Genomic DNA, 15013 nt, shown 5'->3' with positions numbered 1-15013 from the left:
CGGGGCGGGCGGGGCTCAGGAGGGCCAGACGGCCAGGGGCGGCGCCGTCTCGACCCGGCGCTCGTCACCGACCACGCGGATCCGGCTGCTCACGCGGTCGTGCCCGGCGGCCGCGGCGACCGCGGTCATGACGAGCCGGGCGTGGTCGCGCGTGAGATGCCCGAAGGCGCTCCGCAGATCGACGGGGCGGCCGGTGGCGAGCGACACGGCGATGCGCGCGACCGCCTCCTCCGAGAGGTCGAGGAGGCACGCCTGCTCGGCGAGGACGGCGAAGTCGATCCGCGGCGCGGCCTCCGTGGCGGCACCGGCCGCCCACGAGTGCTCGGGGCGGAGGCATCCGGCGCGGACGAGGAGCTGCTCCGCGGCCTCGAGGCCGGGCCCGGCGAGGACGGGGATCATGCCGCGGTCCGCTCGGCGCGGCGCCCGGAGGCGCGGACCCCGACGGACACGACGGCCGACAGCAGGCAGGCGACGCCGGCGATCAGCGGCGCGAGCCAGCCGAGGACGCTCACCTCGTCGACGTCCGCGCCGAAGTACTGCCAGTGCGCGATGGCGTAGACGAAGAGGGAGAAGAAGCAGAGCGCGACGCCCGTGAGCGCCGACACCAGGTCCGCCGGACGGACGAGGGGCTCGTGCTCCGCCGAGGCGGCCTGCTCAATAGCGGGCTCGGTGAGGGCGGCGGGCGGGACCTGCGGGAGGGTCGCGGTGGCGGGGTGCTGCGTCATGTCTCCGAGGCAACCAGCCGCGCAGTGTCACGGTCGTCACTCGCTGGCATGACGTCCTGAGCCGAGCGGATGGTGGCGCGGTCGGCCGGTCAGGGAGCGACGGGGACGTCCGCTCGGGCCGGTCGGCGTCCGAGCGACGACTGGAACCGCAGCAGGTACCCGTCGGGATCGGCCACCACCAGCTGACGGACGCCCGCCTCCTCCGCTCCGACCCGGTACCAGCGGGTCTCGAGCGGCGAGAACAGCGGCGTCCCGGCCTCGGCGAGCGCCGCTGCCGTCCGGTCGGCGTCGTCGACGTGCAGCTGCAGGTTCATCCCCCGGCCGAACGGGCGCTCCAGCGGTGCCGCGATCCAGTTGCGGCCCCGCCCCGCCTCTTCGAGCATCACGTGCGCGGAGCCGAGGACCGGGTACGCGAAGCCCTCCTCGGGCCGGGCGTAGTGGATCCGGAACCCGCAGGGACCGCACCAGAACCCCAGGCTCCGGTCGAGGTCGGCGACGAGCAGCTCGGGGACGAGATCGGGATCGGCCATCCGCGCGGTCTACGCCTCGGCGCCCTCGGGGCGCTTCGTGCGGCCCGGGAGCAGGAGCAGGCCCGAGACGCCCACGACGATCAGCAGGATGGCCGCGACCGTGACGAAGGAGGCCAGCGCCAGCACGGGCATGATGATCGTCAGGACGCCCGCGATGACCGAGGCGATCCCTGCCGCGATCGGCAGCCACGCGGGGCCGGCGACGGTGCGGCCGCTGGTGATGCTCGAGACGCCGTCGAGGATCCAGCCCGCGCCGATCACGAGGCCCAGGACGCTCAGCGACTCGAACGGGTTCGACAGGCACAGGATGCCTGCGACCAGGATCAGGGCGCCGAGCAGGCCCGCGAGCCAGCGCACCCGGGCATCGAGCCGCGAGGCGGTGAAGGCCAGCAGAAGGCGGAAGACGCCCGCGGCGATCAGGTGGATGCCGAAGACGATGGCGACGGTCAGCAGCGTCGGACCGGGGATCAGGACGGCGATGACGCCGAGCACGATCGCGATCAGCGAGACGGCGATGATCCACCAGCGCTCGACGGAGGTGCGGGACATCGTGGGCGCGGCGGTCTCGGACATGGCGTTCCTTCGCGTCGGGGAGTGCGGACCCCTCGAACGTTAGGGCACCGGGGCGGGGTGGCGCGGGGCCTTGCGCCCGCCCGCCCGTGGACGCAGGTCAGTGGCGCGATCCGGTGCGCGCCGCGGCACGGTGCCGCCGCACGCGGCGCACCACGAGCGCGAGCAGCAGCACGCCGAACGCGCTGTAGATGATCGCGTCGAGCACGCCCGCATACTGGTCGACGAGCTCGTACTGCGTACCCAGGGCTGCGCCGAGGCCGATCAGCAGGCCGTTCCAGACGCCGGAGCCGAGGATCGTCAGTCCCGAGAACAGCAGCAGGTTCATCCGCTCGGCCCCCGCGGGGAGCGAGATGAGGCTGCGCACGCCCGGGATGAGGCGACCGAAGAGGACCGCCCAGGTGCCGTGCCGGCGGAACCAGCCGACCGCCTTCTCGAAGTCCTCGCGGTCGACCAGCGGGAGCTTGGAGAGCAGGCGGATCGAGCGCTCCGTGCCGATGCGGTGGCCGAGCGCGTAGAGGATCAGGCCGCCGAGGTAGGCGCCGAGGGTCGCCGTGATCACGACCAGCACCAGGTTCATCCGGCCCTGCTGGGCGAGGAAGCCGGCCAGCGGCAGCACGAGCTCGCTCGGGATCGGCGGGAACACCGTCTCGATCAGCGTCAGCAGGCCGACGCCCGCCTCTCCGAGCGCGGCGATCACCCGCGCGGCGACGCCGACGAGTCCGGAGAGCTCGTCGATGCTGTCGGAGGAGGAGGCGGTCGCCACGGAGGCGGGGGCGAGGGCGAGGGTCGCGATCGTCATGACTGAGAAGCTACTCAGTCCGCGGAGCGCGCACCTGGGAATCCGGCGGCCCGCTCAGGGGCGGCCGGTGAGCACGACGGTGTCCGATCCCTGCAGCCGCACCTCGACCGAGGCGATCTCGGAGAGCGGGAGCCCGGTGGCGAGGCTGGGCTCCATCGTCGTCCCCGGCGCGCTCGTCCACGATCCGACGGCCTCGGTGCCGCCCGAGGTGTCCGTGACGTAGAGGACGTATCCGGCCGAGCCCGCGTACTGCTCGGCCGTGTCGGCCCAGCTGCAGTCCATGTCGATCCGCGTGCCCCACTGCTGCGGCACGAATCGCACGGAGGCCTCGACGGGGACGCCCGGAGCCGCGGCGAGCGAGACGGTCGAGCCGACGGTCTCGACAGGGGCGAGGGACGGACCGATCGCGAGCGGCAGGGCGACGGCGGCGGCGGCCGAGACGCCCGCGGCGGCGAGCACCAGGCCCGCGATGCGCAGCCGGGTGCGGCGGCGGACGGAGTCGGTGGCCGCGGCGAGGCGGGTCAGCAGTGCCGCCGGAGCCGGATCGCCGGCCGCCTCCGGCTCCTCGACCAGGCGCATCGCCTCGTCCTGGGGCAGGTGGGCCAGCAGGCCCGGCAGCGGGACGAACTCGGCGAGGGACTCGCGGCAGCCGGGGCAGGCGCGCAGGTGCAGCTCGTACTCGCGGCGGTCGGCAGCGGTCAGGGATCCGAGGAGGTACGCGGCGTCCCAGTCGCGGAAGGGGTCGTCATGCCGGTCGTCGGAGGAGGGGTCGCGGCTCACAGCTCCGTCACCCCCCGCTCCTGCAGTGCGAGCTTGAGGGCCCGCATCCCGTAGTGCATCCGCGACTTGACGGTGCCCGGGGCGATCCCCAGCAGCGCGGCGATCTCGGTGACCGTGCGGCCGCCGTAGTAGGCGTGCACGATGACCGCGCGGTGGTCGTGGCTCAGTCCGCTGAGCGCGTCCGAGAGCAGCCAGGCGTCGAGCACCTGGTCGGTGCGGTCGGCGGTCGGGCGCTCGGGGACCTCGTCCGTGCCCAGCTCCCGGGCGTAGCGGGCGCTGCGGCGGTCGTCGATGACGAGGTTCCGGGCCACGGTGTAGAGCCAGGAGCGGGCGGCGGCCTCGCCCTGGGCGAGGATCTCGGGGTGCTTCCAGGCGCGCAGCAGCGCCTCCTGCACGACGTCCTCCGCCATCTGGCGGTCGCCGGTCAGGCGCAGCACGAACCGCCAGAGCGCGCTGGCGTGCTCGTCGTGCAGCGCACGCAGCATCTGGGCCTGATCCTCGGACATCTCCACCTCTTCCTGCACCAACGTAACGGGGGCCCGAACGGTTCAGCCGGTTCGCGCGAGCGGCCGCACTCTGGTACTCCGGAGTCGATGACCTTCCCCGATGCCGACGACGCCGCCCGCGTGCGCTCCTTCCTCCGCGACAACCGCTCGCGGATGCTCGACGACGTCCGGCACCTCGTGATGATCGAGAGCCCCAGCGACTCCCTCGAGGCGCTCGGCGAGCTGCACGCCTTCCTGGTGCACTGGGTGGGAGAGCGGCTCGGGCACGACGCCGACGTGCAGCACCAGCGTGCGCAGGACGCGCCGACCGCGACCAGCTGGACCGTCCCGGCGAGCGGCGGCGCGAGACCGCACCGCGGCACGCGTCCGTTCGTGGCGCTGCTCGGCCACTACGACACGGTGTGGCCCCTGGGCACGACCCGCTCCTGGCCCTTCGCCGTCGACGGCGACCGCCTGAGCGGACCGGGCAGCTACGACATGAAGGCCGGGCTGGTGCAGATGGTGTGGCTGGTGGCCGCGCTCCGCCACGCCGGCGTCCCGCATCCGGCCGTCCGCCTGGTGATGAGCGGGGACGAGGAGATCGGCAGCGCCGCCTCCCGCCCGTTCCTGGAGCGGCAGTGCGCGGGCGCCGACGCGGTCCTGGTGTTCGAGGGCGCGATCGGCGACGCGGTCAAGACGGCGCGCAAGGGCATCGGGCGCTTCGTGATCGACGTGGTCGGGGTCGAGGCGCACGCCGGGGTCGAGCCGGAGAAGGGGGCGAGCGCGATCCACGAGCTCGGCTCGCTGATCCCGCGGGTGCTGGCGATCGCGCGGGAGGAGGAGGGCACCTCGGTCAACATCGGAGTGGTCTCCGGCGGCTCGCGGGTCAACGTGACGACGGCCCGCGTGCGCCTGGAGCTGGAGGCGCGGATCCGCGGATCCGCCGAGGCCGCGCGCGTCGAGGCCGAGCTCGACGCGCTCGCCGCCGCCGACCCGCGCATCCGGCTGGAGGTGCGCGGCTCCTGGGAGCGGCCCGTCTTCGAGCGGACCGCCTCCGTCGCCGCGCTCTACCGCAGGGCCGAGCGGGTCGCGAAGCGGATCGACGTCCCCCTCCGCGAGATCGCGGTCGGCGGGGCGAGCGACGGCAACCTCGTCGCCGCGCTGGGCCTGCCGGTCCTCGACGGGCTCGGCGCCCCGGGCGAGGGGGCGCACGCGCGCAGCGAGGCGATCGGCATCGAGGGCATGCTGGAGCGGACGGCGCTCGCCGCGCTGCTGGTCGCCAGCTTCGGCGACGAGCACTGACCGGCTGCAGAGGAAGGACGAGCGGATGACCCTGTACGAATCGCGCCCCGTGGGCGTCGTGATCGAGGCTCCGGCCGCGGAGGTGTACGCCTTCGTCTCCGACCCGGCGAACCTCCCGCGGTGGGCCGCGGGCCTCGCCTCCTCCGCGCTCGAGCAGGTCGACGGACGCTGGTTCGCCGACTCGCCGATGGGCCGGGTCGAGGTGCGCTTCGCCCCGCAGAACCCGTTCGGCGTCGCGGACCACGAGGTCACGCTCCCCGACGGGACGGTGGTGGACAATCCGCTCCGGGTGCTCGTGAACGGGAACGGCGCCGAGGTGGCCTTCACCGTGCGGCGGCGCCCCGGGATGAGCCTCGACGACTGGGACGAGGACTGCGCGCGGGTCGCGGACGACCTCGAATCGCTCCGGCTGCTGTTCGAGCGCGGGGCGCTGTAGGTTCGTCACAGCTCCGGCGCAGGGCCGGCACCCGTGAGAACGAGGACGCGATGACCTCCCCCGATCGTCCGAGCACCCGCCCCGCAAGCGGCATCGAGCTCAACGGCCTCGACACGATCCAGGAGTCGGAGCGGCACGGCCGCCCTCGCGACCTGTTCTGGCCGTGGTTCGCCGCGAACGTGTCCGTGCTCGGGCTGAGCTACGGCTCCTTCCTCCTCGGCTTCGGCCTCTCCTTCGGGCAGGCGACGCTCGTCAGCGTGATCGGGATCGTCGTCTCGTTCCTCTTCTGCGGTCTGGTCGCCGTCGCCGGCAAGCGCGGCTCCGCCCCGACGATGGTGCTCAGCCGGGCGGCCTTCGGGGTCGACGGCAACCGCCTCGTCTCGGTGATCTCCTGGCTGCTCACGGTGGGCTGGGAGACGGTGCTGGCCTCCCTCGCGGTGCTCGCGACGGCGACGGTGTTCGAGGAGTTCGGCTGGGACGGGGGCGTGCTCACCAAGGTGGTCGCGCTGATCGTGGTCGCCGCGCTCATCGTGATCGCCGGGATCGCGGGCTTCCGCCTGATCATGCGGCTCCAGCTCGCGATCACCGTCGCGACCGCCGTGCTGACCGTGGTCTACGTCGTGCTCGTCCTCGACCGGATCGACCTCGCCGCCGTCGGCGCCCTGCCCGCGGGCTCGGCCGCCGCGGTCATCGGCGGGCTCGTGTTCATGATGACCGGCTTCGGGCTGGGCTGGGTGAACGCCGCGGCCGACTACTCCCGCTACCTCCCCCGCGGTGCCCGCACGAGCGGAGTGATCGCGTGGACGACGATCGGCGGAGCGGTCGCGCCCGTCGTGCTGGTGGTCGTCGGCCTGCTGCTGGCCGGCTCCTCGCAGGAGCTCTCGGACGCGATCGCCGCGGACCCGATCGGAGCGCTCGCCGGGATCCTGCCGACCTGGTTCCTGCTCCCCTTCATCGTCGTCGCGCTGCTCGGCCTGATCGGCGGGGCCGTGATGGACATCTACTCCTCGGGCCTGGCGCTGCTCAGCACGGGGCTCAAGGTCTCGCGGCCGGTGGCCGCCGGGATCGACGGCGTGCTGATGGTCCTCGGAGCGGTCTACGTCGTGTTCGTCGCGGGCGACTTCCTCGGCCCGTTCCAGGGCTTCCTGATCACCCTCGGCGTGCCGATCGCGGCCTGGCTCGGCGTCTTCCTCGCGGACCTCCTCCTCCGTCGGCGCGACTACGACCAGGAGGCTCTGTACGACTCCCGCGGCCGCTACGGCAGCGTCTCGGCGGTCCCCGTGGCCCTCGTGCTGATCGGCGCGGTCGTCGGCTGGGGCCTGGTGGTCAACTACTCCCCCGGGTTCGAGTGGGAGGGCTACCTCCTCGGCCCGCTCGGCGGCCGAGGAGGCGACTGGGCCGGCGCCAATCTCGGCGTCCTCGTGGCGCTCGTGATCGGCTTCGCAGGGACGCTCGCGCTCTCGCGCGGGGCCGTCCGCCGCCAGGAGGCCTCGGCGTGAGCCTGCTCGTCGCGATCGACCTGCAGCACGTCTTCGCCGACGCCGAGTCGCCGTGGGGATCCGGCGGATTCGAGCGCGCGGCCGAGGGGACCCGCCGGCTCCTCCCGGCGTTCGGCGAGCGGGTCGTGACCACCCGCTTCGTCGCCCCGGAGCGGCCCGCCGGCGCGTGGATCCCCTACTACCGCGAATGGCCGTTCGCGCTCGTCCCCGAGAGCGACCGGCTCTACGAGCTCGTGGCCGGGTTCGAGGGCCATCGCACGATCACCGCCACGACCTTCGGCAAGTGGGGGCCCGAGCTCGAGGCCGAGCTCGACGACTCCCGCGAGCTCGTGCTCACCGGCGTCTCGACCGACTGCTGCGTGCTCTCGACGGCGCTGGCGGCCGCGGACGCCGGAGTGCGGGTCAGGGTCGCCGCGGACGCCTGCGCGGGCGCCTCCGAGGCCGACCACCAGCGCGCGCTCGACGCCATGTCCCTGTACGCGCCGCTGATCGAGATCACGACCGTGGACGCGGTGCTGGCGGACCTGCGCGACCGGGGCTGAGACCGCGGGCGGGACGCGAGCCGCTTCCGCCGGTCGGCCCCGCGCGTCGCGGGGAGACCCCGTCACCCGGCATGATGTCGGCATGTCCTCCACCGACGAGCGCGTCAGCCCGGCTTCCCGCACCCTGGTCATCGGCGAGGCGCTGATCGACATCGTCGAGCGCGACGGCAGCGCCACGGAGCACGTCGGCGGCTCCCCGGCCAACGTCGCCCTCACGCTCGCCCGACTCGGGCGACCCGCGACCCTCGTCACCGACATCGCCGACGACGAGCGCGGCCGCCGCATCAGCGCCCACCTCGAGGCCTCCGGAGTGGAGGTCCGGCACGGCGACTCGGAGCGCACCAGCACCGCTCGGGCGGTCCTCGCCGCGGACGGGTCGGCCCGCTACGTCTTCGACCTCTCCTGGAACCCGCCGGCGGCGGACCCGGAGGGCGCCTCCCACGTCCACACCGGCTCCATCGCGATCTTCCTCGAGCCGGGCGGATCCGCCGTGCTCGGGCTCCTCGAGGCTCTGCCCGCCGGAGTGACGGCGAGCGTCGACGCGAACATCCGTCCGGCTCTGGTCGGCGCGCACGCCGAGGCGCTCGCGCGCTTCGAGCGGATCGCCGCCGCGTGCGAGGTCGTGAAGCTCAGCGACGAGGACGCGGAGTGGCTCTACCCGACGATGCAGCTCGACGAGGTCCTCAGCAGGCTGCTCTCCCTCGGGTCGCAGCTCGCGGTCGTCACCCGCGGCGCGGAGGGACTGCTGCTGGCCTCGGCCGTCACGCGGGTGACCGTGCCCGCCGCCCGGATCGTGGTGGCGGACACGATCGGCGCCGGCGACTCCGCGATGGGCGCGATCCTCGACGAGGCGTTCCGCCAGGGCCTCGGCGCCGCGAACGGGATGCTGCTCGACGGCCCCGCCCTGCACGCGATCGGCCGCCACGCCGCGCACGTCGCCGGCATCACGACCTCCCGCTCCGGCGCGAACCCGCCCACCCGCGACGAGCTCTGAGGACCGGGGGCGGACCTTCTGCAGGACGCCCCTGGTGCTCGCGTCGGGACGCGGAGATACTGGGCGCACCTCGACGGAAAGGCGTGCCGTGCCCACTTCACTGAGCCCCTACATCGGCTTCGACGGCTCCGCGCAGGAGGCGATGGAGTTCTACCGGGACGTCCTCGGCGGCGAGCTCAGCTCCAGCCGTTTCGGCGACTTCGGGATGAGCGCGGATCCGGCCGACCAGGACCGGATCATGCACGCCCAGCTCGTCACGCCGAGCGGGATGATCCTGATGGGCTCCGACTCCCCCTCCTCGAGCCCGGCCGAGAGCGGCGCCCGCATCACGATCGCGCTCTTCGGCGACGACGACGCCGAGCTGAGCGGCTACTGGGACGGCCTGGCCGAGGGCGGCACGGTCGTCGAGCCGCTGGTCGCCTCGCCCTGGGGCGACCGCTTCGGGATGCTGGTCGACCGCTACGGCGTCGGCTGGATGGTGAACATCGCCGCTCCGCCGGCCTGACGCTCCTCCCCAGCGCGGGATCGGGGCACGCCTCCCCCGGGTGCGTCCACCCGTCCCGCCGGGCGCCGCGGCAGGCGCAGAATGGAGGGGCCGCTCCCGCTCCGGGAGCCGTCCCACCTCTCACGAAGGCTGCAGATGACGATCACGCTCGGGTACAAGGCATCGGCGGAGCAGTTCGGCGCCCGGGAGCTCGTCGAGCTCGCGGTCGGCGCCGAGCGGCACGGCTTCGAGACCGCGGTCGTCTCGGACCACTTCCAGCCGTGGCGGCACACGGGCGGGCACGCGCCGTTCTCCCTCGCCTGGCTCGCCGCGGCCGGTGAGCGCACCGCCACCATCACCCTCGGCACCTCCGTGATGACCCCGCACTACCGCTACAACCCCGCCGTCATCGCCCAGGCGTTCGGCACGCTCGGCGTGCTCTACCCCGAGCGGATCATGCTCGGCGTCGGCACCGGCGAGGCGCTGAACGAGGTCGCCACCGGCTATCAGGGCGCGGGCGAGCAGACCTGGCCCGACTTCAAGGAGCGCTTCGCCCGCCTGCGCGAGGCCGTGCGGCTGATGCGCGCGCTGTGGGCGGGCGACCGCGTCACCTTCGACGGCGAGTACTACTCCACGCACGAGGCGTCGATCTACGACAAGCCCGAGAGCGGCGTGCCGGTCTACATCGCGGCGGGCGGCCCCGTCGTCGCCAAGTACGCCGGCCGGGCGGGCGACGGCTTCATCTGCACGTCGGGCAAGGGCATGGAGCTCTACACCGAGAAGCTGCTCCCCGCCGTCGAGGAGGGCGCCGCGGCGGCCGATCGCGACTCCTCGACCATCGACCGCATGATCGAGATCAAGCTCTCCTACGATCCCGATCCGGCGCTCGCGCTCGAGAACACGCGCTTCTGGGCGCCGCTCTCGCTGTCGCCGGAGCAGAAGCACTCGCTGACCGATCCGGTCGACATGGAGCGCGCCGCCGACGAGCTGCCGATCGAGCAGGTCGCGAAGCGCTGGATCGTCGGCTCCGACCCCGAGGAGACGGTCGCGCAGATCAAGCCCTACGTCGACGCGGGCTTCACCCACCTGGTCTTCCACGCCCCGGGCGACGACCAGCAGCGCTTCTTCGACGCCTTCGAGCGCGACCTCGCGCCGCGGCTGCGCGCGCTCTGACCTCCCGCCTCCGCCACGACCCCCTTCGGAAGGGCCGCTCCCGCATGACCACGGCCACCCTGCTCGCCCGGCTCGACCGCGGCGAGGCGCTGACGCGCGAGACCGCCGAGGAGCTCCTCGGCGCGCGCGGCGACGACCTCGACCTGCTGCTGGAGGCCGCCGGCCGCCTGCGCGACGACGGACTCGCCCGCCGCGGACGGCCCGGCGTCGTCACCTACTCGCGGAAGGTCTTCGTCCCGCTGACCAAGCTCTGCCGCGACCGGTGCCACTACTGCGTCTTCGTGGAGACACCGGGCGGGCTCGCGGCCAAGCGCGAGTCGACCTTCATGGAGCCGGAGGAGATCCTCGAGGTCGCCCGCGCCGGTGCCGCGCTCGGCTGCAAGGAGGCCCTGTTCACGCTCGGCGACCGCCCGGAGGACCGGTGGCCGATCGCCCGCGCCTGGCTCGCCGAGCACGGCTACGCCTCGACGCTCGAGTACGTGCGCGCGATGGCCGTCCTGGTGATGAGCGAGACGGGCATTGTCACGCACCTGAACCCCGGCGTGATGTCGTGGGCCGAGCTGCAGCGGCTCCGCCCGGTCGCGCCCTCGATGGGCATGATGCTCGAGACGACCGCCGAGCGCCTCTGGTCCGAGAAGGGCGGTGTGCACTACGGCTCCCCGGACAAGGACCCGGCGCTGCGCCTGCGCGTGCTCGAGGACGCGGGACGCAGCCGCATCCCCTTCACCACCGGCGTGCTGCTGGGCATCGGCGAGAACGCGGCGGAGCGGGCGGACGCCCTCTTCGCGATCCGCGAGTCCCACGAGCGGTGGGGCCACGTGCAGGAGTGCATCGTTCAGAACTTCCGCGCGAAGCCGCGGACGGCCATGCAGAACGAGGTCGACCTCGAGCTGCAGGAGTACGTGGCCAACGTCGCGGTCGCGCGCCTCGTGCTGGGCGCCGAGGCGACGATCCAAGCGCCGCCGAACCTCACCGACGAGCAGGAGCTCGGGCTGCTGCTGCGCGCCGGGGTCGACGACTGGGGCGGTGTCAGCCCGCTCACGGCGGATCACGTGAATCCGGAGCGCCCCTGGCCGAACATCGACGACCTCGCGCGGCTCACCGCGGCGGCCGGCTACCGGCTGCACGAGCGGCTGACCGCCCACCCGCAGTACCTCCGCGACTCGGCCACCTGGATCGATCCGCGTGTCGCTCCCTACGTCGAGGCGCTCGCCGACCGCGGGACCTGGCTCGCCGACGAGGCGGCAGCGGTCCTCCCCCGGCCCTACCGCGACTCGCTCGACGCCCTGCCCCGACCGGTCGCGCCCGCCCTCGGCGCCGTGCTCGCCCGGGCGGAGACCGACCCCGCCGGTCTCGAGGACGCCGACTACCTCGCCCTGCTCGCAGCCGACGGCGACGACCTCGACGCCCTCTCCGCTCTGGCGGACGACCTGCGGCACGACGCCGCCGGCGACGAGGTCTCGGTTGTCGTCAACCGCAACATCGACACCTCCCTCTGGGGAGCCGGCGGGCTGACCGTCGAGCGGCTGGAGGAGCTCGCCGACGAGGCGGTCGCGCTCGGCGCCACCGAGCTCTGCCTCCAGGGCGCGATCGGACCGGAGCACCCGGGCGACGATCTGCTGCTGATCGTCCGCACGCTGAAGCAGCGGCAGCCCTCGCTGCACCTGCACGCCTACCGGCCCGGCGAGATCCTCGAGGTCGCCCGGCGCACGGCCCGAACCCTGCCCGAGATGCTCGACGCTCTGCGCGAGGCCGGCGTGGACTCCGTCCCGGGGACCGCCGCCCGCATCCTCGACGACGACGTCCGCGCCGTCCTGAGCGAGGGGACGGACCCGACCGTGGCCGAGTGGCGGGAGGCGATCACGGCCGCGCACCGCAGCGGCCTCCGCTCCACCTCGACCATGGTCTACGGACACGTCGAGACCCCCGAGCAGCAGCTCGCGCACCTGCGCACGCTCGCGGCGATCCAGGACGAGACGGGCGGCTTCACCGAGTTCATCGCGATGCCCTTCGTCCCGGCGGAGGCGCCTCCCGCCGTGGTGCGCGCGAGCCGGGGCGGGCCGACCCTCCGCGAGACCCGCGCCGTGCACGCCGTCGCACGGCTCGTCCTCCACGGCCGGATCGCCCACGTGCAGACCGCCTGGACCAAGCTCGGACTGCACGCGGCGCAGGTCCTCCTCCGCGGCGGGGCGGACGACCTCGGCGGCCTGCTGCTCGACGGCGCCCTGCGGCCCGAGGCCGGAGCGGAGGCCTACCGCTCGCTCGACATCGCGACCGTCGCCCGGCTGAGCGGCGAGATCGGCCGCGGCTGGCGCCAGCGCACCACGACGTACGGCGTGGTCGCGCCGGAGAGGGCGCTGCGGGCGGAGCCCGTCGCAGCGGCGGGTCCGCAGCGGATGCGCCTCCCGGTCCACGGGACCCGCCGGGCGTCATGACCCGCTCCGAGTACCTGCGGCGCCAGGCCGATCTGGTCCGGGAGGAGCGGATCGAGTCGGACAGCGCCACCGTGCGGCTCCTGACCGCGGGCGCCGAGAGCCCGCGCGCGGTCCTGCTGCTGACCGGCGTCGGCCGGGGCGCGCGGAGCGACACCGGGCTGCTGCTGCCGATGCTGGCGCGGCGCCACCGCGTCGCCGCGCTCGAGCTCGCCGATCTCGGCGACCCCTGGCGCGACGGACCCGCCGCGGTCCGCGCCTCCCTGGACGCGCTCGGCGCCGAGGAGGCCGTCCTGATCGGCCACTCGCTCGGAGCCGCCGTGGCCCTCGCCGCGGGCGATCGGCGGGTGCGCGCCCTCGCCCTCGTGGCCGGATGGCTGCGCCCGACGGAGCGCCTCCTCCGCACGGCGCGCCTCTGGCCGATGCTGCCGCCCGACGCGCAGGAGGAGGCCGCTCGGCTCCTCGCCGTCCGCTCGGCCACCGCCTCCTCCCCGTGGGGCGCCGACGCCGCCAGGATGCTCGCCGCCTCCGCACGGGCCGACGTCGCTGCGGCCGCTATGGACTGCCGGGTTCCCGCCCTCGTGGTCGGCTGCTCCGCCGATGCCGTCGCAGGAGTCGAGGGCGCCGAGGCCCTGCTCGGCGCGATCGACGACGCCCGCTACGCCGTCCTCGACTCCGGTCACGCGGTGCTCGCCGAGCGGCCCGCCGAGCTCCTCGCCGTCCTCGAGCACTTCCTCGCCGATCCGCACCGCGACCCGGCGGGCAGCGTCCTGGCGAGGACGACGGTCTGATGGACGTCGACGTCGTCGTGATCGGCGCCGGGTTCGCCGGCCTCGGAGCCGCGGTCCGCCTGGAGCGCCGCGGCGGGACCTCGTTCGTCGTGCTGGAGCGCGCCGAGCGGATCGGCGGGACCTGGCGGGACAACGTCTACCCCGGGGTCTCCTGCGACATCCCCTCGCACCTCTACTCCTACTCCTTCGCCCCGGAGGCCGACTGGTCGGCGTTCTACGCCCCCGGGGCCGAGATCCAGGCCTACCTCGAGCGCGTCGTCGAGAAGGAGGGCCTGGCGCCGCGGCTCCGGCTGGGGACCGAGGTGCTCGAGGCGGTCTTCGACGAGGAGGCGCACCGCTGGCGGGTGCGCACCTCCCGGGGCGACTACTCCGCCGCGGTCCTCCTCGTCTGCGCGGGGCGCCTCTCCGAGCCCCGCCTCCCGGCCGTCCCGGGCCTGGATTCGTTCGCGGGTCCCGCCTTCCACTCCGCACGCTGGCGGGACGACGTCGATCTCGACGGGAAGCGCATCGGCATCGTCGGCTCGGGAGCCTCCGCCGTGCAGATCGTGCCGCACCTCGCCGAGCGCGCCGCCGAGGTGGTGCTCTTCCAGCGCTCGGCCCCGTACGTCGTCCCCCGCCGGAACCGCCCGTACCCGCCGGAGGAGCGCCGAGCCCTCTCCCGCGCGCCCGGGGCCCTAGCGAGGCTCCGCGAGGAGCTGTTCTGGCGCGCCGAGCTCGGCTTCGCCGGCCGCGTCGCCGTGCCCGAGGCCATCGACCGGCTGCGGGCGGAGGCGCTCGGCCACCTCGAGGCGCAGATCATCGATCCCGCGCTCCGCGCCGTGCTGACTCCGGACTACGAGATCGGCTGCAAGCGCGTGCTCCTCTCGGACGACTACTACCCCGCTCTCGCGCAGCCGCACGTCCGCGTCGTCCCCGGTCCGCTCCGGCGCCTCGAGGAGGGCGCCGCGCTCGGCGACGACGGCGTCCCGCACAGGGTCGACGTGCTCGTCTTCGCGACCGGCTTCCACTCCACGCGGCCGCCCTTCGCCCGGCGCATCCGCGGCCGCGGCGGCGTCCTCCTCGCCGACCGCTGGGCCGACGGCATGGTCGCGTACGAGTCGACCGCGGTCCACGGCTTCCCGAGCCTCTTCGTCGTCAACGGCCCCAACGCGAGCCTCGGCCACAACTCCGCGGTGCACATGATCGAGACGCAGATCGCCTACGTGCTCGCCGCGCTCGACCACCTCGCGGTCTCCGGCGCCGACCGGCTCGAGGTCACCGCCGAGGCCGAGGCCGCCTCCGTCGCCCGCCTCGACGCCCTCAGCGCCGACACCGTCTGGACCAACGGCGGCTGCGAGAGCTGGTACCTGGACGACAACCGGCGACTCACGCTGCTCTGGCCCGACTTCGCCTTCGCCTTCCGCGAGGAGCTCGGCCGGTTCGACCCCTCGGCCTACACGACCTGACCGCGGCTCGCTATCGTGACCGC

The 15013-nt window shown here is 74.1% G+C and carries 17 protein-coding genes; 10 read left to right on the top strand and 7 right to left on the bottom strand.

Annotated elements, in window-relative coordinates:
- Positions 1-15: 15 nt before the first annotated feature.
- From C5D66_RS05815 to C5D66_RS05785, 7 genes are all read right to left on the bottom strand, one after another.
- The gene (locus C5D66_RS05815) at positions 16-399 is read right to left on the bottom strand and encodes a hypothetical protein (protein WP_104255417.1); all 384 of its coding nucleotides are present in this window, start codon (positions 397-399) and stop codon (positions 16-18) included.
- Positions 396-725, bottom strand: a complete 330-nt coding sequence (locus C5D66_RS05810; RefSeq protein ID WP_104255418.1) for a hypothetical protein — start codon at positions 723-725, stop codon at positions 396-398. Before C5D66_RS05810 ends, C5D66_RS05815 begins: the two co-directional genes overlap by 4 nt.
- 89 nt (positions 726-814) lie before the next feature.
- A complete protein-coding gene (locus tag C5D66_RS05805) occupies positions 815-1255 on the bottom strand; it encodes a VOC family protein (protein WP_104255419.1) in 441 nt (146 codons plus the stop codon).
- Between the two features lie 9 nt (positions 1256-1264).
- Entirely contained in the window at positions 1265-1828 is a 564-nt protein-coding gene (locus tag C5D66_RS05800; protein WP_104232862.1) for an HdeD family acid-resistance protein, read from the bottom strand.
- Positions 1829-1925: 97 nt separating this feature from the next.
- Positions 1926-2627, bottom strand: a complete 702-nt coding sequence (locus tag C5D66_RS05795) for a DedA family protein (protein ID WP_104225072.1) — start codon at positions 2625-2627, stop codon at positions 1926-1928.
- 54 nt (positions 2628-2681) lie between these two features.
- Positions 2682-3407, bottom strand: a complete 726-nt coding sequence (locus C5D66_RS05790) for an anti-sigma factor (protein ID WP_104225071.1) — start codon at positions 3405-3407, stop codon at positions 2682-2684.
- Complete coding sequence (locus tag C5D66_RS05785; protein ID WP_104225070.1) at positions 3404-3913, bottom strand: sigma-70 family RNA polymerase sigma factor; 510 nt, start codon at positions 3911-3913, stop codon at positions 3404-3406. Before C5D66_RS05785 ends, C5D66_RS05790 begins: the two co-directional genes overlap by 4 nt.
- An 87-nt stretch (positions 3914-4000) precedes the next feature.
- Here C5D66_RS05785 and C5D66_RS05780 point away from each other — a divergent pair, with 87 nt between their 5' ends.
- From C5D66_RS05780 to C5D66_RS05735, 10 genes are all read left to right on the top strand, one after another.
- Complete coding sequence (locus C5D66_RS05780; protein WP_104238334.1) at positions 4001-5194, top strand: M20/M25/M40 family metallo-hydrolase; 1194 nt, start codon at positions 4001-4003, stop codon at positions 5192-5194.
- Positions 5195-5219: 25 nt separating this feature from the next.
- Entirely contained in the window at positions 5220-5630 is a 411-nt protein-coding gene (locus C5D66_RS05775; protein ID WP_104225068.1) for an SRPBCC family protein, read from the top strand.
- A 50-nt stretch (positions 5631-5680) separates the two neighbouring features.
- Positions 5681-7129, top strand: coding sequence for a cytosine permease (locus C5D66_RS05770; RefSeq protein ID WP_104255420.1), 1449 nt, complete (start codon positions 5681-5683; stop codon positions 7127-7129).
- A complete protein-coding gene (locus C5D66_RS05765; RefSeq protein ID WP_104255421.1) occupies positions 7126-7671 on the top strand; it encodes a cysteine hydrolase family protein in 546 nt (181 codons plus the stop codon). The genes C5D66_RS05770 and C5D66_RS05765 overlap by 4 nt, the downstream gene beginning before the upstream one ends.
- Before the next feature lie 82 nt (positions 7672-7753).
- Positions 7754-8665, top strand: coding sequence for a carbohydrate kinase (locus C5D66_RS05760; protein ID WP_104225065.1), 912 nt, complete (start codon positions 7754-7756; stop codon positions 8663-8665).
- A gap of 88 nt (positions 8666-8753) precedes the next feature.
- Complete coding sequence (locus C5D66_RS05755) at positions 8754-9170, top strand: VOC family protein (RefSeq protein ID WP_104246718.1); 417 nt, start codon at positions 8754-8756, stop codon at positions 9168-9170.
- 135 nt (positions 9171-9305) lie between these two features.
- Positions 9306-10322 carry a glucose-6-phosphate dehydrogenase (coenzyme-F420) gene (fgd, locus tag C5D66_RS05750; RefSeq protein WP_181028715.1) on the top strand — a complete coding sequence of 339 codons (1017 nt, stop codon included), beginning with the start codon at positions 9306-9308 and terminating at the stop codon, positions 10320-10322.
- 44 nt (positions 10323-10366) lie between these two features.
- Positions 10367-12757, top strand: coding sequence for a 7,8-didemethyl-8-hydroxy-5-deazariboflavin synthase CofG (gene cofG / locus C5D66_RS05745; RefSeq protein WP_104255422.1), 2391 nt, complete (start codon positions 10367-10369; stop codon positions 12755-12757).
- Positions 12754-13545, top strand: a complete 792-nt coding sequence (locus tag C5D66_RS05740; protein ID WP_104255423.1) for an alpha/beta fold hydrolase — start codon at positions 12754-12756, stop codon at positions 13543-13545. The genes cofG and C5D66_RS05740 overlap by 4 nt, the downstream gene beginning before the upstream one ends.
- Entirely contained in the window at positions 13545-14990 is a 1446-nt protein-coding gene (locus C5D66_RS05735) for an NAD(P)/FAD-dependent oxidoreductase (RefSeq protein WP_104225061.1), read from the top strand. The genes C5D66_RS05740 and C5D66_RS05735 overlap by 1 nt, the downstream gene beginning before the upstream one ends.
- Positions 14991-15013 lie beyond the last annotated feature (23 nt).

Origin of the sequence: Rathayibacter sp. AY1B4 (assembly GCF_002932815.1) — a bacterium.
In the GTDB taxonomy this organism is placed as follows: domain Bacteria; phylum Actinomycetota; class Actinomycetes; order Actinomycetales; family Microbacteriaceae; genus Rathayibacter.
This window is presented reverse-complemented; position numbering and strand designations above follow the sequence as displayed.